We start from the raw sequence: 21,277 nt of genomic DNA, 5'->3' as shown, positions 1-21,277 counted from the left end.
AGTTTAGTCGGCGTGGTGGGCCTCTGCGGCGGTGCGGTTATCGGCGTGGAAATGCTTGGCCGCTACCTCATCGCGGATGGCGCGCTTGCCCCGCCGCCAGCCGATGAACCGGCACACCAGGTAGATCACAAAAGAAATGGTGGTCACGAAGACGGAGACCGGTAGGCCAGGCGCCAGGGAGAGGATGAAACCGCCAACGGCGGAGACCTCGGCGAAGATGGTGGACCACAGCACCGCGCGCAGGGGCGAGGAGGTGATTTGCACGGCCGCCGCGCCGGGGGTAATAAGCAGCGCCATGACGAGCAGCGAGCCGACGATTTGCACCGACTGCGCTGCGGCGAGGCCGACGAGGACGGCGAAGGCGACGGAGATGGCGCGGGTGGGCACGCCGGCGGCGCGGGCCATCTCAGGATCGGCGGAGGCAAAAAGCATGGGCCGCCAGAGGAAGCCGACGGCGGCGACGATGATGACCGTGGTGGCGGCCAGCAGCCACACCGAGGCGGAGGAAACGCCGACGATTTGGCCGGTTAAAAGCGTCATCGCCGTATTGGAATTGCCGGGGTAGAGGTGCAAGAACAGCACCGAGAGGCCCAGGCCAAAGCTCATGACCACGCCGATGGCGCTGTCTTGCTGGCCTTTAAAGCCCAGCATAGCCAGGATGATGGCGGCGACGATGGCGCCGGCGACCGCGCCGAAGCCCAGGTTGAGGCCGAAGAGCAGCGCCGCGGAGGCGCCCATGAGCGCCAGCTCAGAGGTGGCGTGGACGGAAAAGGACATCTGGCGCAGCACGATGAGCGAGGTCATCACGCCAGACAGGATGCCCAGCAGCGCGGAGGCGATGAGCGAGGACTGCACGAAGTCCACGCTGAGCAAGTATTGGGTATCTTCCCAGAAATTAGACAACGATGAGCCTCCCGTCGACGTTTAAGACATTGACCTTGGAACCGTAGAGCTCCGAAAGGACCTCGGAGCGCATGACTTCATCGACCGCGCCGAAGGTGTGGCCATTGGGCGCGATGTAGAGGACCTTATCCGTCACCCCGAGCACGGGGTTGATGCCGTGGGTGACAAAGACGATGGACGTCCCGCGCTCGCGGCGCAGCGAGTCCAGCTTGTCAACCGTGGCGTTTTGCCGGGCGGGGTCGAGGGAGAGGAGGGGCTCATCGGCAAGAATGAGGTCCGGGTCATTGGCCAGGGCTTGGGCCTGGCGGATGAGCTGCTGCTGGCCGCCGGATAGCTGGCCGACGCGCCGGTCCCGCAGCCCCGTGGCACCCACCTCTTCCAAAAGCTCGTCCACCCGTCCACGGGGTGGGTGCCGGTGCCGGAATACCCCGTGCGCCACGGAGAGCGAAACCAAGTCGCGGGCGCGCAGTGGAAGGTCAGCGGGGAACATGCGCTGCTGGGGGATGAACCCGACCCGGCACTTAACGTCGACGCGGCCGCTGGTCAGCGTCCGGGTGCCGAGGATGGTGCCCAGCAGGGTGGATTTGCCCACGCCATTGGGGCCTAAAACGGCGATAAACTCGCCGCTGTCCACGGCGAGATTAAGCTGCGACCACAGCGGGTCTACTGCGGCCTCATGGAATTCAACGAGCACTAGTGCTTCCCCAGCTTGCTCGTGACTTCGTCGTAGTATTCCCAGAACTTCTTGCCGTCTGGCGGAGTTTCGCCGATTTCTACGATATCGACGTCGTTGTCCTCTGCGGCGGACTTGATGCGGCTAGCGGTATCGGTTTCGGTCTGGGGGTTGAAGATGAGGAGATCGACCTCGCCATCGTCAATGGCCTTGATGAAGGCGGCGACATCGGCAGTAGCGGGCTCGCCCTCGGAGATGGTGGCCTTGCGGAAGCCCTCGGGGGTGACGTCCTTGGCGTCGGTGTACTTCATGAGGTAATCGGCGATGGGCTCGGTCTGGGCGTAATTCAGGCCATCGGGAAGCTCCTTGAGCTTATCGCGCAGCTGGTCCACGTGGGAGTCGATCTTCTCGGTGGTGGCGCCGGCATCGGAGTACTTCTCGTTGATCTGGTCCGCGATGGATCCGGCGACCTCCTCCAGGGCGGCGGGGTCGTACCAGATGTGCTCGTTGCCCTCGATATTGGTGACCTTGTCTGGGTCATCCTTGGCGGTGGCCTTCGCAGCATCGATGGTCATGACATCGGGATCCTCGTCCAGCTTGCCGTGGTCCGTCAGCGGCAGGGCGGAGATGATGTTGTCCTGATCGGAAACGGCCTGGTAAATCCAGGCGTCGTAGCCGCCGCCGTTGACCACGAGCATGTCGGCGTCATTGGCCTTGGCTATATCGGCCGCGGTGGGCTCGAAGTGGTGGGGGTCGGTGTCGTTGCCTTCCACGATGGGGTCGACCTCGATGTCGATGCCGGAGGCGGTATCGACCACGGCCTGGGCAACATCGGCCCAGATGGAGGTGGAGGCGACGATGGAAAGCTTCTTTTCGCCGGAGTCGGAGCCGGAATCAGAGTCGGAGCCGGAACCGGAGTCGGAGGAGCACGCGGCGGTAAAAAGGAGGCCACTTGCTGCGAGTAGGGCTGTTGTTGCGCGTAGTGACGTGTGCATACCCTCCAGTGTGCGTTTGCTGGCAATCGTTGTCAATTGAACATGCATTGAAAATTGGACGGCGGGGCGCAGGGTAAGGTAACAGGCATGGTTAAACGCAGCCCCACCCGGAAGACACTGGCCTCCCTCGCCGCGGAGTTGGGCGTTTCGCGCACAACCGTATCCAATGCCTATAGCCGCCCTGACCAGCTCTCCCCGGCAACGCGCGAGCGCATTTTGGCCGCGGCCAAGGCTCGCGGGTACCCGGGGCCCGATCCTACGGCCCGCAGCCTGCGCACCCGCCGCGCCGGGTCGGTGGGCGTGCTGTTGACAGAGCACCTGTCCTATGCCTTCGAGGACATGGCGTCGGTGGATTTCTTGGCAGGCATGGCGGAGGCATCGGCAGGCGCGCAGACCACGCTGACGCTGATTCCCGCCGGCCCGGAGGGCGAGGCGGAGGCGACCAGCCTGGTGGGGTCTGCCGCTGTGGATGGCTTCGTGGTCTATTCGGTCGCCGCGGGCGATGCCTACCTCGCGGCCGCGCGGGGCCGGGGCCTGCCGCTGGTGGTCTGCGATCAGCCCACCGATGCGGGGCTACCGTTTGTGGGCATTGATGATCGCGCGGCGATTGCCCCAGCGGCGCGTGCGCTTATCGATGCCGGGCACCGCCACATTGGCATCCTCGCCATCCGCCTGCGCCTGCAGCGCCACGACGGCCCGATTTCCTGGCAGGAAGTCCAGGATGCGGAGATGCACGTGCAGCGCTCGCGGGTGATGGGCGCGCTCGATGTCTTCGCCGAGGCGGGCATCGCGCCCGAAACCGTGCCCGTGGTCACGCAGCACATTAACGATGCCCACACCACCCGCGCCGCCGCCGAGCTCCTGCTCGACGCCCATCCGGAGCTTACGGCAGTGCTGTGCACGACCGACTCCATGGCGCTCGGCGTGCTGGCCTATGCCCGCGAGCGCGGGCTGAGCGTGCCAGAAGATCTATCGGTGACCGGCTTTGACGGCATCGATGCGGCGCAGCGCCTCGACCTGGCCACCGTCATCCAGCCCAATAAGGCCAAGGGGGCTGCGGCCGGGCACATGCTGGAAAAGCTCATCGCCGGCGCGACAGATACGGCGGGCGCGGCCCGCGCAAAGGCAGGTGCAGTGTCACGCGGTGTTGACGAGGCGCAGGCGGTGCCGCGGCGGGTGTTGCAGACGCGGTTTGCGCCGGGGAAATCGGTTACTGTACCGCGGCCGCGCGGGCGGTAGCGAGCTCGGTGAGGAAGTGGGCGACGGCGTCGACATCGGCAAGCTGCACGGCGGCGATGGAATCGCCCTCGCCCACCTTGACGCCCACGTCTGGCGGCTGGTGGAGGGCGCGGAAGCCGTGCTCATCGGTGATGTCATCGCCCAAGAAGACCATGGCGGTGGCGCCGGTGCGCTCGCGGAGGGCCTCAAGCCACGTGCCCTTGGTGGCGGTGGTGGCAGAAAACTCGATGACGGACTTGCCAGCGGTGCGCGGGAAACCGGCCGTATCGAGCGCCAGGCCCGCCTCGTAGGCGGCCGCGGCCTGCTCTGGGTTCTCCAGCTCGAGCGAGCGCAGGTGCAGCACGCGCTGGAAGGGCTTGGCCTCCAGCTCCGCGCCGGGGAAGCGGTCTATGATGCCGCGGATTTCTTCCTCCTTACGCGCAAGGTGCTCGTGCATGGCGGGGGTGAGCTCGGTCTGCTGCCAGGAGGACTCGGCGCCGTGGGAGCCGCCGAAGAGGACGGGGTGGCGCAGGGGGCACACGCGCTGCAGGCCCTCGAGGTGGCGCCCGGATAGTACCGCGGCGGTGGTGCGCGGCAGGTGGGCCAAGTGGTTCAGGGCGCGGGCGGCATCGGCGTTGATTTCCACGTCATAAATGGCGGTGGCAAACGGCGACAGCGTGCCGTCAAAATCAGAGACCACGGCGAGCTCTTCTGCCGCGGCCAAGGCCTTAATGGTGGTAGAAAGCGTCATGGCATCACATGCTACCCGCGGGAGACCAGCTTGATGGAGGGCGAATCTACCTCATCGGTATCCAGCTCCAGGATGAGCTGGTTATTGCTATTGACGGTGTAGATAAAATCATTATCCGAGCTAATGAGGTTGCGCAGCAGGTTATCGGCCCACACGGAGCCGCCCTCGCAGTCCTTATCGGTGTCGTCGTATTTGACCTCATCGAAGTGCAGCTTTTTGCCATCGCGGATATTTTCGCGCTCATCATCGGCGGTGTAGCTCAGCCGGGCCGCAAGGCGGGTGCAGCCAGTGGTGCCCACCATGGTGGATTCGCCAAAGCTAAATTCCGGCGCGTGGGGAATCGACTCTGGGATGGTGGACGCCGCATCCGGCGCGATATTGATGGAGACGACCTGCCACTGCTTGTCCACAATCCGGTCATCGCCCGCAGGCTGCGGGGCATCGTCCTCGGATCCGCAGGCGGCAAGCAGCGTAACGGCGCCCAGCGCGGTCGCTGCAGCGGCGCGTGCGCGGGGGTGGGAAGGAAGCATTAGGAGTCCTTTCCGTGCGGATCGGGAGCGTGCGAGGTGGTGCCGGTGCGGGTAATTCGCAGGCAGCCCAAAAAGGACTGCGACCACAGCCGCACATCGTGGCTCATGACCTGTTCGTGCATGGTGAGCATGCGCTGGGTCGTGGTGAAGGGGGCATCGGAAAGCGCGCGCACGGCGTTGAGCAGGGCGCGTTTGACGGACTCGATGTCGAAGGGATTGCACAGGTAGGCCTCATCGAGCTCCGTGGCGGCGCCGGCGAATTCCGAGAGCACCAGGGCGCCGGAACCGTCATCGTGGCAGGCCACGAACTCCTTGGCCACGAGGTTCATGCCGTCCTTAAAGGGTGTGACCAGCATGATATCGGCCATGCGGTAGTAGCAGCGCAGCACGTCCTTGGGCACGCCGCGGTGCTGGTAGTGCACCACGGGGTGGCCCATGCGGGAAAAGCGGCCATTGATGCGGCCGACGGCCTCCTCGACCTGCGAGCGAGTGGCCTTGTAGTGATCGAGGCGCTCGCGCGAGGGCGTGGCCAGCTGCACCAAGGTGACCTCTTCCGGATCCAAGGCACCGGTTTCCAAGAGCTCCTCGAAGGCGGTCAGTCGCTGCAGGATCCCCTTGGTGTAATCGAGGCGATCCACGCCCAAAATGATGCGCTTGGGGCTGCCCAAATCCTTGCGCAATTGGGCCACGCGGCGTTTATCCTCGTCGCTAAATTGGCCGAAATCCTGCGCAGCGATGGAAATGGGGAACGCGCCCACGCCCACGGTGCGGCCCCCGGGGAGGCTGATATGGGCGGTGACATCGCGGGTGGTGGCCTCCCCGCGCACCTCGAGGCCCTGGCGGTGGGCCAATTCCAAGAAATTGCGGGCATTGGCCTCCAGGTGGAAGCCAATGAGATCGGCGCCCAAGATGCCGCGCACCGTTTCCTCCCGCCAGGGCAGCTGTCGGAAGAGATCCGGGGAGGGGAAGGGGATGTGCAGGAAGAACCCGATGGTGAGATCGGGGCGCATTTGGCGCAGGATGCCCGGCAATAATTGCAGCTGATAGTCCTGCACCCAGACCGTCGCGCCCTCTGCGGCCACGTGGGCTACCTCGTCCGCGAAGCGGAGGTTGACCTCGCGGTAGGCATCCCACCAGTCGCGGTCATAGGTCGGGGTGACGATGAGATCGTGATAAAGCGGCCACAGCGTGGCATTGGAAAAACCCTCGTAAAAGGCCTCAAAATCGGACTCGCTAAGCCTGACCGGGTGCAATAGCACCCCGGCCTCGGTGCGGAAGGGCTCGGGCGCGGCATCGGCAACGCCGGGCCACCCCACCCAGCAGCCCTGGTGCGCTTCCAGCACCGGCGAGAGCGCGGTGACCAGGCCGCCGGGCGAGGGCGTCCACGCCTGGCTGCCATCGGCCGCGGTAGTTAAATCTACCGGCAGGCGGTTTGCCACTACTACGAAGTCATTGCCGCGCTCACTCATAGCCCAAGACTAACTTAAGACTTCTTGGTCGACTTCTTCGTTGCTTTCTTCGTCGACTTCTTGGTGGACTTTTTGGCAGCCTTAGTGGTCTTCTTAGTCGACTTTTTGGTGGACTTCTTCGAAGCCTTGGAGGTCGACTTCTTGGTGGCCTTCTTCGTAGACTTCTTCGGCGCGGCATCGGCTTGTTCTGCCAATACCTTCTTGTGCACCAGGCCCTTGGGCTCGACACCCAGCATGGACATCAAGGTCACGCCGTCCAAGAAGTCTTGGGAGTAGGTGGCCACCACGCGGCGGGCGGCGCGGGCGGTTTCCTCTGCCAGGGCAATATCTTGTTCTGCCTGTGGGTGCGTGTCTTGGACCTTGGGTGGCACGGCGAGTCCTCCTGAATGTTGGGAAAGCTATCAGGCTAAATATTGTACGCTACCGGCGGCGTTTAGGGCTCCTTGGGTTCCTCCCCGCCGGGCTTGGTGTGATCGGATTCCTCCGGCGCGGGCGATTTCTGGCCGGGCACCGTGTAGGTGGTGCGCTCGGTATCCTGCGGCTGGGCCGGCCACTGGGAGCCCGCCGGCCACAACTCCTCCGCGGGAGTGGTGCCTGGGGCGTGCTGCTGGGGCTGTGCCTGTTGCGGTGGCTTTGGCCCCAGCGTGGGTGGCAATTCGGGGCGGTTAACGCGCGGGGCGAAAGGGGACATCGGCACGCGCGGGATGCGCGGGGCCTTGCGCGCCAGGTTCGTTGCCTTGTGGAAGGAGAACCGGCCGATGCGCTTGAACGCGGAGTACGGGCGGAAGTACTTCGGGCGGCGCAGACGGCGGGCGACGCGTTCGCCAAAGACGACGCCGGCTGCCAGCGCGCCGGAGATGGCCAGCGCGGTGGCCAGGTTGGTAAAGCCGGTAATCATCTGCTCATTGATGGAGGCATACATGCCGCGGTACAGCATGAGGCCCGGCAGCATGGGCGTATAGCCCACGATCATCGTAATGAGCGGCGGGATGCCCCACCGGCGCGACATCAAGCCGCCGGCCAGGCCCACCACGATGGCGGATATGCCGGAGGCAATCACCGGGCCGACGCCGAAGGGCACGACCACGAAGTAGTAGAAGACCATACCGGCGGCCGCCGTGAGGCCTGAGAGGGTAATTTCTATCCAGTTAGCCCCGCAAGCCAGCGCGAATGCGGCCGAACCCGTGCCGCCGAGCAGCACCAAAAGTGGAATCTTGTGATAAACCGGCGGCGCCAAGGTGCCCATTGGCGGCAGGTCAAAGCCCATGGCGGAGGCCAGCTGAATGCCCACACCCACGCCGGCGATGATCGCGCCGGTGGATAACAGCGCGGAGAAAAAACGCGCGGAAGAGGTCACAGGGGAGCGGGTGATGCCATCGACAAGCGATTGCACCAGCGTCAGCCCCGCCACCAGCACGATGATTCCGGACGCAATGATCTGCGCCGGCGACATATTAATGCCGAAGGCGGCGGCAACGTTATACAAAATCGCGGCCGGGAAAACGGCCAAGAAGCCACCGACGACGTTTTGATAAAAGGGCGGCAGGCGGTAATTGGCCAACCAATCATTAAGCCCCATAATCAGCGCGGAAACCACGAAGGCAATGAGGCCAACGAGGAGATCGCCGCCAAGCATCATGGAAATCAGGCCACCCATGCCGCCCCAGCCGAGCATCACCGTGGACGGCTTATACGGCGCCGGCATTCGGTCGATGTCATCCAGGCGCTTTTCCGCCATCGCGGGCGGCACCCTACCGGAGTGGATATCGCGGATGAGCCGGTCTACTTCCGAAAGCTTGGAAAAGTTCACGCCCACATCCGGCACCACGCGAAAGACGTGGAGGTTCTGGCGCTTATCGCCCGTGCCGATCGCGGTGTGGATGGTGATGGTATTCATCAAGATATCCACGTGGCAGTAGTGCAAACCGTACGACGACGCCGCCAGGTGCACCTGCGCGCGTGCATCCGAGTTAGCGGATCCTGCGCTAATGAGCAGCTCGCCGATGCGCGCGGCAATCTCCATCACGCCCGTGACCTGGGCGGCATCGGTCAGATCGACCGGGGCGAGTGGCGATGGTGGGGGTGCGGCTTTGGCCGCGTCAATGATGGCGACTTGGCCTGCGGATACGCGCAGGCGCTCCCGCATAGCGGACAGTAGTGACACGAAAATAACCCTCGAAAAAGCGGTGGGACACTAGTAATAATTTCAGCCTGAACTTTAACCCTTGTGGGGCGCAAATGCATACAAGGGGGACCGGCTTTCCACTTGGGCGAGGTCCTCGGGTACCATGCAACGAGCGGAAGAAATTCCGCGGTGCTGGAGTGGCGCAATTGGTAGCGCAACGCACTTGTAATGCGTAGGTTGCGAGTTCAAGTCTCGTCTCCAGCTCAAAAGATTACCCCCTAGCTGCACAAACAGTTAGGGGGTAAAAGTTTATAAGTTAGCTAGGTGGCTATTTATCGGCTACTTTGCGCAGACAGCGCCCCAGACTTCGGGTTACCGCGGAAGCACCAGGCGGTTAGTGCGGCGAAGATTAGGGTCAGGCAGGCAAGCCCGCCGACGGTGAGGAAGTACGCGGAGTCATACGCCGCGGCGGCGGCGTCATGCGTGGCGGGCGATAGGAGGGCATCGGTGCCTTGCGGGGCGAGGGCATCGGGAAGCTTGTGCGTCATCAGTAGTGGCATGAGGGAGCCGGTAATGGCGATGGAGAGCAGCGTGCCGAACTCGTAGGAGACGGCTTCCACGCCAGAGGCCATGCCCGCCCGGTGGGAGGGGGCGGCGTTAATGATGGCGGTAGAAGAAACGGACATCGAGGAGCCGGCGCCCAAGCCGGTGAGGATGAGGCTGGTAATAAATACCGCGAGGTTATCGGCGCGGTCGGCCCAGATGATGCCCAGCATGCCGATGCCCATGCTCAAGAAACCGCCGCTGATGATGGGCAAAAAGCCCACACGGTGCAAGACACTGCCGCCCACAATGGCGGTGGGGATGGCCGCAACCGCCATGGCGGAGATGAAAAGACCGGCGTCGAGGGGCGAGAGGGCATCGACAAGCTGCAGCTTTTGGGTGGTTAAAAGCTCAAGGCCCGTAAGGCCAAACATGGCGCCACCGGCGGTAAGCACGCCACCGGTAAAGGTGGGCGAGTAGAAGATGTCAAAGGTTAAAAGTGGATCACTAAGCCGGGCTTGCCGGTGGGCAAAGGCCGCGGCGCCGAGCAAGAAGGTGGCGATGGAGCAGGCCAGCAGCGCGACATTGATTTCGGTGGCCGCCGCCGTCTTAATGGCCAGGACCAGGCTGGACAGGGTGATAAGCGCGTAGAACGAGGACGGGAAATCCCAGTGCTTGTGCGGGTTCGGCAGGTTGGGTGGGCCAAGGAGGAAGGTAAGAATAATGGCGAGGGCCACGATGGGCACGTTGATCAAAAAGACCGAGCCCCACCAGAAATGCTCTAGGAGGAATCCGCCCACGGTGGGCCCGGCGGCAGCGCCCACGACGGCGACAGAACTCCAGATGCCGATGGCTTTATTGCGCTCTACCTCATTGGGAAAGGTCAGGCGGATAAGCGCCAGGGTGGAAGGCAGCATGATGGCAGCGCCCAGGCCCAATAGGGCGCGGCCGGAAATGAGCAACCAGGCATTGGGCGAATAAGCCGCCACGAGGGAGGCGGTGCCGAAGGTGGCCAGGCCGATAAGGAACATCAGGCGGTGGCCAATGCGATCGCCCAACGTGCCGGTGCCCAGGAGCAAGCCCGATAAAACCAGCGTATAGGCATTGATGATCCACAATTGCTGCATGTCAGTGGCGTGCAGCTGCTGTGTGAGCTGCGGCAGCGCCGTATAAAGGATGGAATTATCCAAGCCCACCATGAGCAGCCCCAAGGACACCACGGCAAAGAAGGACCACCGCTGCGCTGGGGTGGAGGACGCCGCGGCCGCGCGGTGCGGGGGCTGTGTCGCTGTATCAGGTGACTCGATGCTCATCGCTAGAAACCGTAGCGAATCGGTGTGTGATATTTCAGGTTAGTATTGCCTTCCTCACAAGTAGGCGGGCGGTGTGAGTATGTAGGAATTGCTGGACTTTCCTGCATGTTTAGTAGCACAGTGGTACTAGAACAGTTAAAGAGTTAAGGATGATGTTTAATGGCACGCAATTACGCAGAACAACTTGTTGAGACGCTAGAAAAGCAGGGCGTCGAGCACATTTATGGCCTCGTGGGAGACTCCCTCAACCCGATCGTGGACGCGGTGCGCCGCTCCTCCATTGAGTGGATCCACGTGCGCAATGAGGAAGCAGCGGCCTTTGCCGCAGAGGCGGACTCGCTGACCACCGGCAAGCTGGCCGTGTGTGCTGCCTCCTGTGGCCCGGGCAATACCCACCTCATCCAGGGCCTTTATGATGCCAACCGCAATGGCGCCAAGGTGCTGGCCTTGGCATCGCACATTCCTTCCCGTCAGATTGGTTCCCACTTCTTCCAGGAAACCCATCCGGAGCAGATCTTCCAGGAGTGCTCCGGCTACTGCGAAATGGTCATGTCCGGTGACCAGGGCGGGGTAGTACTCCACCACGCCATCCAGTCCACCATGGCCGGCAATGGCGTATCCGTGCTGGTTATCCCTGGCGACGTTTCTACCGAAGAGGTTGATGATGACACCTTCGTAGAATCCAAGATCTCCACCGGCCGCCCGGTGGTTTACCCGGACCCGGCCGAGGCCGCAGCCCTGACCCAGGCCATCAACGAGGCCGATTCCGTCGCCTTCTTCGTGGGCGCCGGTGTGAAAGATGCCCGCGAGCAGGTGCTGAAGCTGGCAGAAAAGGTCAAGGCCCCCATTGGCCACGCGCTCGGCGGCAAGATGTACATCCAGTACGATAACCCGTTTGACGTGGGCATGTCCGGCCTGCTTGGCTACGGCGCCGCGCACGAGGCCACCCACGAGGCGGACCTGTTGATCCTCTTGGGCACGGACTTCCCGTATAACGACTTCCTGCCTAAGGGCAATGTGGCCCAGGTCGATATCAACGGCTCCCACATCGGCCGCCGCACCAAGATCTCCTACCCCGTGACCGGTGACGTTGCCGCCACCATCGACAACATCCTGCCGCACGTGGAGGAGAAGAAGGACCGCTCCTTCTTGGATAAGATGCTGAAGAAGCACTACGACAAGCTGGAGCACGTCGTGGAGGCCTATACCTCGAACGTGGAAAAGCACACCCCGATCCACCCCGAGTACATTGCGGATCTCATTGACCAAGAGGCCGACGATGACGCCATCTTCACCGTCGATACCGGCATGTGCAATGTCTGGGGCGCGCGCTACATCACCCCGAATGGCAAGCGCGAGCAGATCGGCTCCTTCCGCCACGGCACGATGGCAAACGCCCTGCCGCAGGCCATCGGCGCGCAGCAGGCTAATCCTGGCCGCCAGGTCATTACTTTCTCTGGCGATGGCGGATTGTCCATGCTCATGGGCGAGCTGCTGACGGTTAAGCTGCACCAGCTGCCGGTCAAGATGTTCGTGTTCAATAACTCCTCGCTGGGCATGGTCAAGCTGGAGATGCTGGTTGGCGGCATTCCGGAGCACGAGACCGACCACGAGTCCGTGGACTTTTCCAAGATCGCAGAAGCCGCAGGCATCAAGACCTTCCGCATCGAGGATCCAAAGCAGGCTCCGAAGCAGATCAAGAAGGCCTTGGCGTATAACGGCCCTGCGCTTATCGATGTCGTCACTGACCCCAACGCCCTGTCCCTGCCACCGACGCTGACCTTCGATCAGCTCCTGGGCTTCTCCAAGGCCGCTACCCGCACCGTCTTCGGCGGCGGCGTGGGCTCCATGCTGTCCATGGCCAAGTCCAACCTGCGCAATATCCCGCGCCCGCAGGACTTCTAAGCCGTAACTGCCAAATAGCGCGCTAGCCACGCTTTCTTTTCCTACCGCGGATTTCGGTCCGGGTGGAGAGGGAAGCGTGGCTTTTTGCTTTCACAGGTTTCAGCCAGAAACTTATCAGTAGGCTAGAAACTGGGTTTGCCATGATGGCTTAGTGAAGCTTGCACGCACGCAGGTGTGCAGATAACAGGAAGTAATAGGAGCTACAGGACGCATGGAAGACAATAAACTTGCCAAAGTCCTCGTCGTTGATGACGAGCCGAATATCGTGGAACTACTGACGGTATCGTTGAAGTTCCAAAATTTTGAGGTCTACAGCGCTAACTCGGGCAATGAGGCGCTGCGCGTGGCGCGCGAGGTCAACCCGGATGCCTATATTTTGGACGTCATGATGCCGGGCATGGACGGTTTTGAGCTCTTGGGCAAGCTGCGCCAGGAGGGCCTGGATGGCCCAGTGCTGTACCTGACCGCTAAGGACGGCGTGGATCAGCGCATCCACGGCCTGACCATTGGCGCGGACGATTACGTCACCAAGCCCTTTAGCCTTGAAGAGGTCATCACCCGCCTGCGCGTGATCATGCGCCGCGGCGGTGCCGCCGAGGAGTCTTCTAATGACGCCACCATGAGCTATGCCGATCTGACCCTGAACGATGATACCCACGAGGTCACCAAGGGCGGCGAGCTCATCGAGCTTTCGCCCACGGAGTTCAACCTCCTGCGCTACCTCATGCAAAACAAGGAAGTGGTGCTGTCTAAGTCCAAGATCCTGGACAACGTCTGGCACTACGATTTCGGCGGCGATGGCAACGTCGTGGAATCTTATATTTCTTACCTGCGCCGCAAGATCGATACCGGCGATACGCAGCTTATCCACACCGTGCGCGGCGTTGGCTATGTGCTGCGCACCCCGCGGTCCTAAACTGACGTTTTATAATGGCAGATTCACAGGAGAACCCCGCTGCGGGCAGGCCCGCGCAGTCCCAGTCCCAGCGGACACAGCAGCCACAGCAGCCGCCCAAGAAATGGCATGAGCAGCTGGACCAGCTGCCGCAGCAGGGGCAGGGAAAAAAGAAGCGCTCCAAGCGCGACTACATCAAGCAGATTCCGCAGGCGATGCCGCTTCGCACCTGGCTTGTGGTTCTCCTCGTGGTCATCTCCGGCCTCGGGTTAACGGGCTCGTCCTTTGCCGTGAACTCGATCATGCGCAACGTGCTTTATAACAACGTCGATAGCGAGCTGCGTTCGGCGTCGTCTTCGTGGGCCCGCGATGTGGGCAATGACTTCTTCCTAGGTGATCACACCAAACGCCCGCCCACGGAATACGTGGTGCTCAATTACCTTCCGGATGGCACCATTCGCTATTCCGGGCCCACGTCCACCACTCCGGACGTAGAGGGCGTTCCCTTGGGCGGGTACCCCACGACGGTGGGCTCGATTGAAAATAACACCAAGTGGCGCGCGCTGGCCTTTGCGGATTCCAATGGCGTTATCACCGTCATTGCCAAGGACATGACGCATGAAAAGGAAATCCTGCACGGCCTAGCCATGGTGCAGGTATCCATTGCGGCGATTGCCTTGGCGGCCATGGCCGGCGTGGGCTTCTGGTTTATCCGCAGGGCGCTGCGGCCGCTTCGGGTGGTGGAATCGACGGCATCGGAAATCGCGGCAGGCGACCTGGACAAGCGCGTGCCCGAATGGCCGCTGCATACGGAGGTCGGCCAATTGGCCGCCGCGCTCAATATCATGCTGGGCCACCTGCAGCGCTCTGTCGTTACGGCGCAGGAAAAAGAGGAACAGATGCGCCGCTTCGTCGGCGATGCCTCCCACGAGCTGCGCACCCCGCTGACCAGCCTGCGCGGTTACACGGAGCTCTACCGCTCTGGGGCGACAAACGATGTCGATCTGGTCTTTTCCAAGATCGATAAGGAATCCAAGCGCATGTCGCTGCTGGTAGAGGACCTGCTGGCGCTGACCCGCGCGGAAGGTACGCGCCTGGACCTGCGGCCGGTGGATCTTCTGGAGCTTTCCCTTTCGGTGGGCTCGTCCGCGCGCGCTGCCTTCCCCGAGCGCGAGGTCAAGGTGGTTAATAATGCGCAGTCCATCCCCGTGGTCAATGGCGATGCAGACCGCCTCCACCAGGTGCTGCTCAACCTGATTTCCAATGGCTTGCGCCACGGCGGCGAGGATGCCACGGTCACCCTGCAGCTGCGCCGCGACAACAAGGACATCCTGGTAGACGTCATCGATGACGGCAAGGGAATGTCGTCTGAGGACGCTGCCCACATTTTCGAGCGCTTCTACCGCGCGGATTCCTCGCGCACGCGCGATACCGGCGGATCCGGCTTGGGCCTTGCCATCGTACATTCCCTAGTGGAACAGCACGGCGGCAGCATCAGCGTGGACTCCAAGCTCGGCCACGGCACCACCTTTACGGTGCGCCTGCCCGCGCTGGAGGAACCGGAGGATTAGTCCTCGCGGTAGCCATCCTCGTTGGTGCCCAGGTGCTGGCGGATGCGCGCGGCCGCCTCATCCATGGCGGCATCGTCGGTGTCCTCGGCGGCATAGGCCTTGGAAAAGTCGTACTCTTCCATCTTCTCGGTGGGGAAGAGGTGGATATGGGTGTGCGGCACATCGAAGCCGGCGATGACGTAGCCGGTGCGCGGGGTATCGTACGCGTTCTTGATGGCCTCACCGATTTCTAGGGCCACCTCGTTCAGGTGCGTCCAGGTCTGCGGATCGAGGTCGGTCCACTTATCCACTTCCTCTACGGGCACGACCAGGGTGTGGCCGTAGCGCAGCGGCTCGATGGATAAGAAAGCCACGCAGGTCTTATCGCGGTAGACAAAGCGGGCGGGTAGGTCACCAGTGATGATTTTGCTAAATACAGAAGCCATAGCTGCCAGGCTACCCCCAGCTATGATGGTGGGCATGCGCATTCTCGTAATTGGTTCGGGCGGCCGTGAACACGCCCTCGTGAAAGGACTGCACGCTGATCCACAGGCTGCGGAGATCCACGTCGCGCCGGGCAGCGCGGCCATGGCACCGCTGGCTACCCTGCACCCGGAATACTCCCAGGTAGATAACCCAGAACGCATGGTGGAACTCGCCCGGGAGATCAATGCCGAGCTCGTGGTCATCGGCCCCGAGGTGCCGCTGGTTGCCGGCGTGGCGGATGCGCTGCGCGCAGAAGGCATTGCCGTCTTCGGGCCGAATAAGGACGCGGCCCAAATTGAAGGCTCCAAGGCCTTTGCCAAGGAAGTCATGGAGGCCGCTGGGGTCAAGACGGCCCGCGCGCAGCAGCTGCGCCAAGGCGCTAGCGAGGCCGATATTGAGGCCGCGCTCGATAATTTCGGGCCGCAGTTCGTGGTCAAGGACGATGGCCTGGCAGGCGGCAAGGGCGTCGTGGTCACCGGCGAGCGCGCCGCCGCCCTCGCCCATGTGGATGCGGTCTTAGGGGCCGGCAACCCGGTGCTGCTGGAATCGTTCCTGGACGGGCCTGAGGTATCGCTATTTTGCCTTGTCGATGGCGAGACCGTCGTGCCGCTGTTGCCCGCCCAGGACCACAAGCGCGCCTACGATAACGACGAGGGCCCCAATACCGGCGGCATGGGCGCGTACACACCGCTGCCGTGGCTTGGCAGGGACGACGTGCAGCGCATCGTCGACGAGGTATGTACCCCGGTTGCCAAGGAAATGGTGCGCCGTGGCACCCCCTATTCCGGCCTGCTCTATGCCGGGCTGGCTTGGGGCGAAGAGGGCCCGGCGGTGGTGGAATTTAACTGCCGCTTTGGTGACCCAGAGACCCAAGCGGTGCTCTCACTTCTTAAGTCCCCGCTGGCGCAGGCGCTCAACGCCACCGCCACCGGCACGCTGGCAGAACTCGAGCCGCTGCAGTGGGAGGACGGCTATGCCATCACCGTGGTCATGGCGGCTGAAGGATACCCCGCCTCGCCCCGCAAGGGTGATGCCATTACGGGCGAGGGCCTCGAGGATCCAGAGCGCGTGCTGCACGCCGGCACGGAATACTCCAATGGGGTATTCCAGAGCAATGGTGGCCGCGTGCTCAACGTGCTGGGCAAGGGCGACACGCTAGACGCCGCGCGCGAGAACGCCTACGCCACCGTCCAGGGCATTGAGTTTGCGGGCGGGTTTGTCCGGGGGGACATCGGCAAGCGCGCGGCAGCCGGTGAAATTTCTATCTAGTAAGTAGCCACGGGGGAGGGCAGGCATGGAATAATGAGCCACGTGGCTGAGAAGAAGAATATCCCCAACGTCCTGTCCTCCCGTTATGCTTCTGCGGAGCTTGCCAATATCTGGAGCGCGGAGCATAAAATCATCCTCGAGCGCAAGCTGTGGATCGCCGTGATGCACGCCCAGAAGAACCTGGGCGTCGACATCCCCGCCAAGGCCATTAGCGCGTACGAAGCCGTGATCGAGGACGTAAACCTCGAATCCATTGCTGAGCGCGAGCGCGTCACCCGCCACGATGTGAAGGCCCGCATCGAAGAATTCAATGCGCTGGCCGGCTACGAGCACATCCACAAGGGCATGACCAGCCGCGATCTCACCGAGAACGTGGAGCAGCTGCAGATCCACACCTCGCTGGAAATCATCCGCGATAAGGCCATCGCCGTGGTCTCGCGCATTGGCCGTCACGCCGCCGAGTACCAATCCCTAGTTATGGCTGGGCGCTCGCACAACGTGGCCGCGCAGGCCACCACGCTGGGCAAGCGCTTTGCCACCGCCGGCGATGAGATGCTGCTGGCCATCGAACGCGTGGAAGACCTGCTTTCGCACTACCCGCTGCGCGGCATCAAAGGCCCCATGGGCACCTCGCAGGACATGCTCGATCTCATGGGCGGTTCCGAGGATAAGCTCGCCTCCCTAGAGACCAATATCGCGGATTACCTGGGCTTCCGCCGCATCTTCAACTCCGTGGGCCAGGTGTACCCGCGCTCGCTGGATTTCGATGCCATCTCCTGCCTCGTCTCCCTGGGAACCGCCCCGGCATCGCTTGCCACCACCATCCGTCTGATGGCCGGCAACGAGACCGTGACCGAGGGCTTCAAGGAAGGCCAGGTCGGTTCTTCCGCCATGCCGCACAAGATGAACGCCCGCTCCTGCGAGCGCGTGACCGGCCTGCAGGTCATCCTGCGCGGCTACCTCACCATGGCCGCAGACCTCGCCGGCAGCCAGTGGAACGAGGGCGATGTCTCCTGCTCGGTGGTGCGACGCGTGGCGCTTCCCGATGCCTTCTTTGCCATCGACGGCCAATTCGAAACCTTCCTTACCGTGCTCGATGAATTCGGCGCCTTCCCAGCCATGATCGACCGCGAGCTGGAGCGCTACCTACCCTTCCTCGCCACCACCCGCATCCTCATGGCCGCGGTGCGCGCCGGGGTGGGACGCGAGACCGCCCACGAGGTCATCAAGGAAAACGCCGTGGCCGTGGCCCTGAATATGCGCGAAAACGGCGGCAACCAGGACTTGATCCAGCGCCTTGCCGCAGATGACCGCCTGCCCATGGACGAGGCCGAGCTCGAAAGGGTCCTCGAGGATAAGCACGCCTTCATCGGCGCCGCCGAATCCCAGGTCTCCCAGGTCCTGCACCGCATCAAGGCCCTCGTGGGCGAGCACCCCAAGGCCGCTGCCTATACGCCGGGTGAGATTCTCTAGCGCTGTGCGCGGGCTTATGTGCCCGCGCACGCCCGCGCGTTATGATGAGGACCATGCGTCCTGAGCTTTCTTCTTATACCCATGTAGCCTCCGGCAAGGTCCGCGATATTTACGATGTGGATGACACCACCCTGCTGATGGTGGTCTCTGACCGCATCTCCGCCTACGACTTTGCCTTGGAACCCGCCATCCCGGATAAGGGCCGGGTTCTCACGGCCACCTCGAAGTTCTTCTTCGATGCCATCGATTTTCCCAACCACCTCGCCGGACCGCTCGATGATGACCGCATTCCGGAAGAGTGCTTGGGCCGCGCTATGGTGGTCAAAAAGCTAGACATGCTGCCCTTCGAGTGCGTGGCGCGCGGTTTCCTTACCGGCTCCGGCTTGAAGGAATACCAGGCAGACGGCACCGTGTGCGGCATCGAGCTGCCCGCAGGCCTTGTCGAGGCCTCCCGCCTGCCCGAACCCATTTTCACCCCAGCCACCAAGGCGGAGCAGGGCGATCACGATGAGAACGTGTCCTTCGGGCACGTGGCAGACAAGCTCGGCCGCGAGCGCGCCGAGGAGCTGCGCGCGGCCACCTTGCGCATTTACTCCAGGGCTGCCCAGCTGGCTGAGGAGAAGGGCATTATCTTGGCCGATACCAAGTTCGAGTTCGGCCTCGATGCGGACGGCACGCTCGTGCTTGCCGATGAAGTCCTCACCCCCGATTCCTCCCGCTACTGGCCCGCCGATTCCTACGTGGAAGGCGAGGTCCAGCCTTCCTTTGATAAGCAGTACGTGCGCGATTGGCTGACGTCTGCTGCCTCCGGCTGGGATAAGTCCTCTGAGACCACCCCGCCCGCGCTTCCCGATGACGTAGTTTCCGCCACCCGTCTGCGCTATATCGAGGCCTACGAAAAGCTATCAGGTCAGCGCTTCGCGGACTTCCTTGCGCCGCGTTCCTAGCTGGCGGCTGGGGTTCTGGTCTTGCCCCGTCCGCCGCGGCCCGCTCGTCGCCTTCTTCTGGGGCAAGGCGGCTGACGCGTACAGTGGTAGGGCATGAGCGATGAAAAGACGACCGCACCGATAGCCCCAGTCCACCCCGTAAAGCGCGAATTTCACGGCCGCGAATTCGTGGATAATTACGAGTGGCTGCGCGATAAGCAATCGCAGGAAACCCTGGATTACCTCAACGCCGAAAATGATTACACCGCGGCGCATACCGGGCACTTGGATGCGATGACGGAAAATATCTTCCAAGAGATTAAATCCCGCATTAAACAAACCGATATGTCCGTGCCAGCCCGCCGCGGTAAGTACTGGTACTACGGCCGCTCCGAAGAGGGCAAGAACTACGGCTATTCCTGCCGCATCCCGGTAGAAGAGGGCAGCGATCCGTGGACCGCACCGGTGATTCCAGAAGAAGGCAGTCCAGAGGGTGAAGAAATTATCTTGGACGCCAATGCCCTGGCAGAGGGCAAGGACTTCTTCGCCCTTGGTGCGGCCTCCATCTCAGATTCCGGCCGCTACCTGGCCTATTCCGTGGATTTTGCCGGCGATGAGCGCTTTGAGCTGTCCATTAAGGACCTTGACACGGGAGAGCTTCTAGAAGATCACCTCACCGGAATTTTCTATGGCGCTACCTGGGCAGGCGATGGTTATATCTTCTATTCCACGGTGGATGATGCTTGGCGCCCGGATGCGGTGTGGCGCCATAAGGTAGGTACCGAGCAGTCCGCGGATGTGCGCGTCTTCCACGAGGAGGATGAGCACTTTAACGTGGGCATCGGCAGTGCTCGCTCCGATAAATACCTCTTCATTGGCGTGGGCTCGAAGATTACCTCGGAAGCTTGGGTGCTGGATACGGAGAACCCCGAGGGTGAATTCCGGCCGCTGTGGACGCGCGAGACCGGCGTGGACTACGACGTAGACCATGCCGTGGTGGGCGGGGAGGACTACTGGATTGTCACCCACAACGCCACTGGCCCGAACTTCGCGGTGGGCTATGCCAAGGTGGATGCGGAGCTTCCCGCCCTGCGCGAGCTGCCGGAGCTCCTGGCACACGATGACACCACCCGCATTGAGGGCGTGGATACCTACCGCGACCACATGGTAGTGGGCTATCGCCGCGGCGGCATCGGAAGGGCTGCCATTATGCGCGTTGGCGATGACTTCGGGGAATTCGAAGAGCTCAACTTCAACGAGGAACTTTTCACCGTCGCCGTGGCTGGCAACCCGGAATGGGACGCGCCGGTCGTCCGCGTAAGCTACGTGTCTTATATCCAGCCCGCGCAGCTTTTCGATTACCGGGTGGATACCGGCGAGTACACGCTGCTAAAGGAACAGGAAGTCCCGGGCGGCTATGATCCGGATGATTATGTGGCCTACCGCATTTGGTCGACCGCCAGCGATGGCACCAAGATTCCGGTCTCCGTGGTGCACCGTTCCGACCTGGATCGCACCAAGCCCAATCCGACGCTGCTGTATGGCTACGGTTCCTACGAGGCCAGCATGGACCCGTACTTCTCCGCGTCCCGGCTTTCGCTGATGGACCGCGGCATGATTTATGCGGTGGCCCATGTGCGCGGCGGCGGCGAGATGGGCCGTCAGTGGTACGACGACGGCAAGATGTTGCAGAAGAAAAACACCTTCACCGATTTCATCGCAGTGGCCGATGACCTCATCGAGCGCCGCGTGACCACCTCGGACCAAATGGTGGCAGAAGGCGGATCCGCCGGCGGCATGCTCATGGGCGCCGTGGCGAATATGGCTCCCGACCGCTTTACCGCCATCCAGGCCGTCGTCCCCTTCGTGGATCCGCTGACCTCGATGCTCATGCCGGAACTTCCCCTCACCGTTCCCGAGTGGGAAGAGTGGGGCGACCCGTACCACGATCCGGAATACTACGACTACATGAAGTCCTACTCGCCCTACGAGAATGTTGAGGCCAAGGACTACCCGGATATCTTGGCTATCACCTCGCTGAACGATACCCGCGTGTTGTACGTGGAACCGGCGAAGTGGATTGCCCAGCTGCGTGCTACCGCCACCGGCGGCGAGTTCCTGCTTAAGACGGAGATGGCCGCCGGGCACGGTGGCGTATCCGGCCGCTACGATAAGTGGCGCCAAAACGCCTTCGAATACGCCTGGACCATCAACAAGGCCACCGGCCTTACGGAGTAACCACGCCGCACAGTC

18 protein-coding genes and 1 tRNA gene are annotated in these 21,277 nt (G+C 62.5%); 9 read left to right on the top strand and 10 right to left on the bottom strand.

What is annotated here, in order from left to right; all coding sequences use genetic code 11:
- Nucleotides 1–3: 3 nt before the first annotated feature.
- The 3 genes from EL217_RS09590 to EL217_RS09580 are packed head-to-tail and all read right to left on the bottom strand — an operon-like array spanning nucleotide 4 to nucleotide 2,619.
- Nucleotides 4–903, bottom strand: a complete 900-nt coding sequence (locus EL217_RS09590; protein WP_126319781.1) for a metal ABC transporter permease — start codon at nucleotides 901–903, stop codon at nucleotides 4–6.
- Entirely contained in the window at nucleotides 896–1,597 is a 702-nt protein-coding gene (locus EL217_RS09585) for a metal ABC transporter ATP-binding protein (protein ID WP_126319778.1), read from the bottom strand. Before EL217_RS09585 ends, EL217_RS09590 begins: the two co-directional genes overlap by 8 nt.
- Nucleotides 1,597–2,619 carry a metal ABC transporter solute-binding protein, Zn/Mn family gene (locus tag EL217_RS09580; protein ID WP_126319776.1) on the bottom strand — a complete coding sequence of 341 codons (1,023 nt, stop codon included), beginning with the start codon at nucleotides 2,617–2,619 and terminating at the stop codon, nucleotides 1,597–1,599. The genes EL217_RS09585 and EL217_RS09580 overlap by 1 nt, the downstream gene beginning before the upstream one ends.
- A 39-nt stretch (nucleotides 2,620–2,658) precedes the next feature.
- On the opposite strand from EL217_RS09580, the gene EL217_RS09575 reads away from it, so the two are divergent.
- Nucleotides 2,659–3,810, top strand: a complete 1,152-nt coding sequence (locus EL217_RS09575) for a LacI family DNA-binding transcriptional regulator (RefSeq protein ID WP_126319774.1) — start codon at nucleotides 2,659–2,661, stop codon at nucleotides 3,808–3,810.
- Here the strand turns inward: EL217_RS09575 and otsB are convergent.
- The 5 genes from otsB to thrE form a co-directional block, all read right to left on the bottom strand.
- A complete protein-coding gene (otsB, locus tag EL217_RS09570) occupies nucleotides 3,782–4,540 on the bottom strand; it encodes a trehalose-phosphatase (RefSeq protein WP_126319772.1) in 759 nt (252 codons plus the stop codon). The two genes, EL217_RS09575 and otsB, sit on opposite strands and share 29 nt — an antisense overlap.
- Nucleotides 4,541–4,551: 11 nt before the next feature.
- On the bottom strand, nucleotides 4,552–5,070 hold the full coding sequence (locus EL217_RS09565) for a hypothetical protein (RefSeq protein WP_126319770.1): 519 nt from the start codon (nucleotides 5,068–5,070) through the stop codon (nucleotides 4,552–4,554).
- Nucleotides 5,070–6,539 (bottom strand): alpha,alpha-trehalose-phosphate synthase (UDP-forming), encoded by a 1,470-nt coding sequence (locus tag EL217_RS09560; protein ID WP_126319768.1) that lies wholly within the window; start codon nucleotides 6,537–6,539, stop codon nucleotides 5,070–5,072. Before EL217_RS09560 ends, EL217_RS09565 begins: the two co-directional genes overlap by 1 nt.
- A 14-nt stretch (nucleotides 6,540–6,553) precedes the next feature.
- The gene (locus EL217_RS09555; protein WP_023017948.1) at nucleotides 6,554–6,910 is read right to left on the bottom strand and encodes a hypothetical protein; all 357 of its coding nucleotides are present in this window, start codon (nucleotides 6,908–6,910) and stop codon (nucleotides 6,554–6,556) included.
- 62 nt (nucleotides 6,911–6,972) lie between these two features.
- Nucleotides 6,973–8,703 (bottom strand): threonine/serine exporter ThrE, encoded by a 1,731-nt coding sequence (gene thrE, locus EL217_RS09550; RefSeq protein WP_126319766.1) that lies wholly within the window; start codon nucleotides 8,701–8,703, stop codon nucleotides 6,973–6,975.
- Between the two features lie 152 nt (nucleotides 8,704–8,855).
- Between thrE and EL217_RS09545 the strand changes: the two genes are divergently transcribed.
- Nucleotides 8,856–8,928 (top strand) — tRNA-Thr (locus EL217_RS09545).
- Nucleotides 8,929–8,996: 68 nt separating this feature from the next.
- Here EL217_RS09545 and EL217_RS09540 read toward each other — a convergent pair.
- The gene (locus EL217_RS09540) at nucleotides 8,997–10,520 is read right to left on the bottom strand and encodes an MFS transporter (RefSeq protein WP_126319764.1); all 1,524 of its coding nucleotides are present in this window, start codon (nucleotides 10,518–10,520) and stop codon (nucleotides 8,997–8,999) included.
- A gap of 159 nt (nucleotides 10,521–10,679) precedes the next feature.
- Between EL217_RS09540 and EL217_RS09535 the strand changes: the two genes are divergently transcribed.
- The 3 genes from EL217_RS09535 (at nucleotide 10,680) to EL217_RS09525 (ending at nucleotide 14,891) form a co-directional block, all read left to right on the top strand.
- A complete protein-coding gene (locus EL217_RS09535; RefSeq protein WP_023029211.1) occupies nucleotides 10,680–12,425 on the top strand; it encodes a pyruvate dehydrogenase in 1,746 nt (581 codons plus the stop codon).
- Between the two features lie 211 nt (nucleotides 12,426–12,636).
- Nucleotides 12,637–13,341, top strand: coding sequence for a response regulator transcription factor (locus tag EL217_RS09530; protein WP_005279568.1), 705 nt, complete (start codon nucleotides 12,637–12,639; stop codon nucleotides 13,339–13,341).
- A 14-nt stretch (nucleotides 13,342–13,355) separates the two neighbouring features.
- Nucleotides 13,356–14,891 (top strand): sensor histidine kinase, encoded by a 1,536-nt coding sequence (locus tag EL217_RS09525; protein WP_126319762.1) that lies wholly within the window; start codon nucleotides 13,356–13,358, stop codon nucleotides 14,889–14,891.
- Here the strand turns inward: EL217_RS09525 and EL217_RS09520 are convergent.
- Nucleotides 14,888–15,316, bottom strand: a complete 429-nt coding sequence (locus tag EL217_RS09520) for an HIT family protein (RefSeq protein ID WP_005279571.1) — start codon at nucleotides 15,314–15,316, stop codon at nucleotides 14,888–14,890. The two genes, EL217_RS09525 and EL217_RS09520, sit on opposite strands and share 4 nt — an antisense overlap.
- A 34-nt stretch (nucleotides 15,317–15,350) precedes the next feature.
- On the opposite strand from EL217_RS09520, the gene purD reads away from it, so the two are divergent.
- The 4 genes from purD to EL217_RS09500 all read left to right on the top strand — a co-directional run bounded on the left by purD (nucleotide 15,351) and on the right by EL217_RS09500 (nucleotide 21,262).
- The gene (purD, locus tag EL217_RS09515; RefSeq protein ID WP_126319760.1) at nucleotides 15,351–16,625 is read left to right on the top strand and encodes a phosphoribosylamine--glycine ligase; all 1,275 of its coding nucleotides are present in this window, start codon (nucleotides 15,351–15,353) and stop codon (nucleotides 16,623–16,625) included.
- A 33-nt stretch (nucleotides 16,626–16,658) separates the two neighbouring features.
- Nucleotides 16,659–18,098 carry an adenylosuccinate lyase gene (gene purB, locus EL217_RS09510; protein WP_172596728.1) on the top strand — a complete coding sequence of 480 codons (1,440 nt, stop codon included), beginning with the start codon at nucleotides 16,659–16,661 and terminating at the stop codon, nucleotides 18,096–18,098.
- Between the two features lie 53 nt (nucleotides 18,099–18,151).
- Nucleotides 18,152–19,045 carry a phosphoribosylaminoimidazolesuccinocarboxamide synthase gene (locus tag EL217_RS09505; RefSeq protein WP_172596727.1) on the top strand — a complete coding sequence of 298 codons (894 nt, stop codon included), beginning with the start codon at nucleotides 18,152–18,154 and terminating at the stop codon, nucleotides 19,043–19,045.
- 93 nt (nucleotides 19,046–19,138) lie between these two features.
- The gene (locus EL217_RS09500; RefSeq protein WP_126319755.1) at nucleotides 19,139–21,262 is read left to right on the top strand and encodes a S9 family peptidase; all 2,124 of its coding nucleotides are present in this window, start codon (nucleotides 19,139–19,141) and stop codon (nucleotides 21,260–21,262) included.
- Nucleotides 21,263–21,277: the final 15 nt, after the last annotated feature.

Source organism: Corynebacterium segmentosum, from assembly GCF_900637825.1.
GTDB classification, from domain to species: domain Bacteria; phylum Actinomycetota; class Actinomycetes; order Mycobacteriales; family Mycobacteriaceae; genus Corynebacterium; species Corynebacterium accolens.
This window is presented reverse-complemented; position numbering and strand designations above follow the sequence as displayed.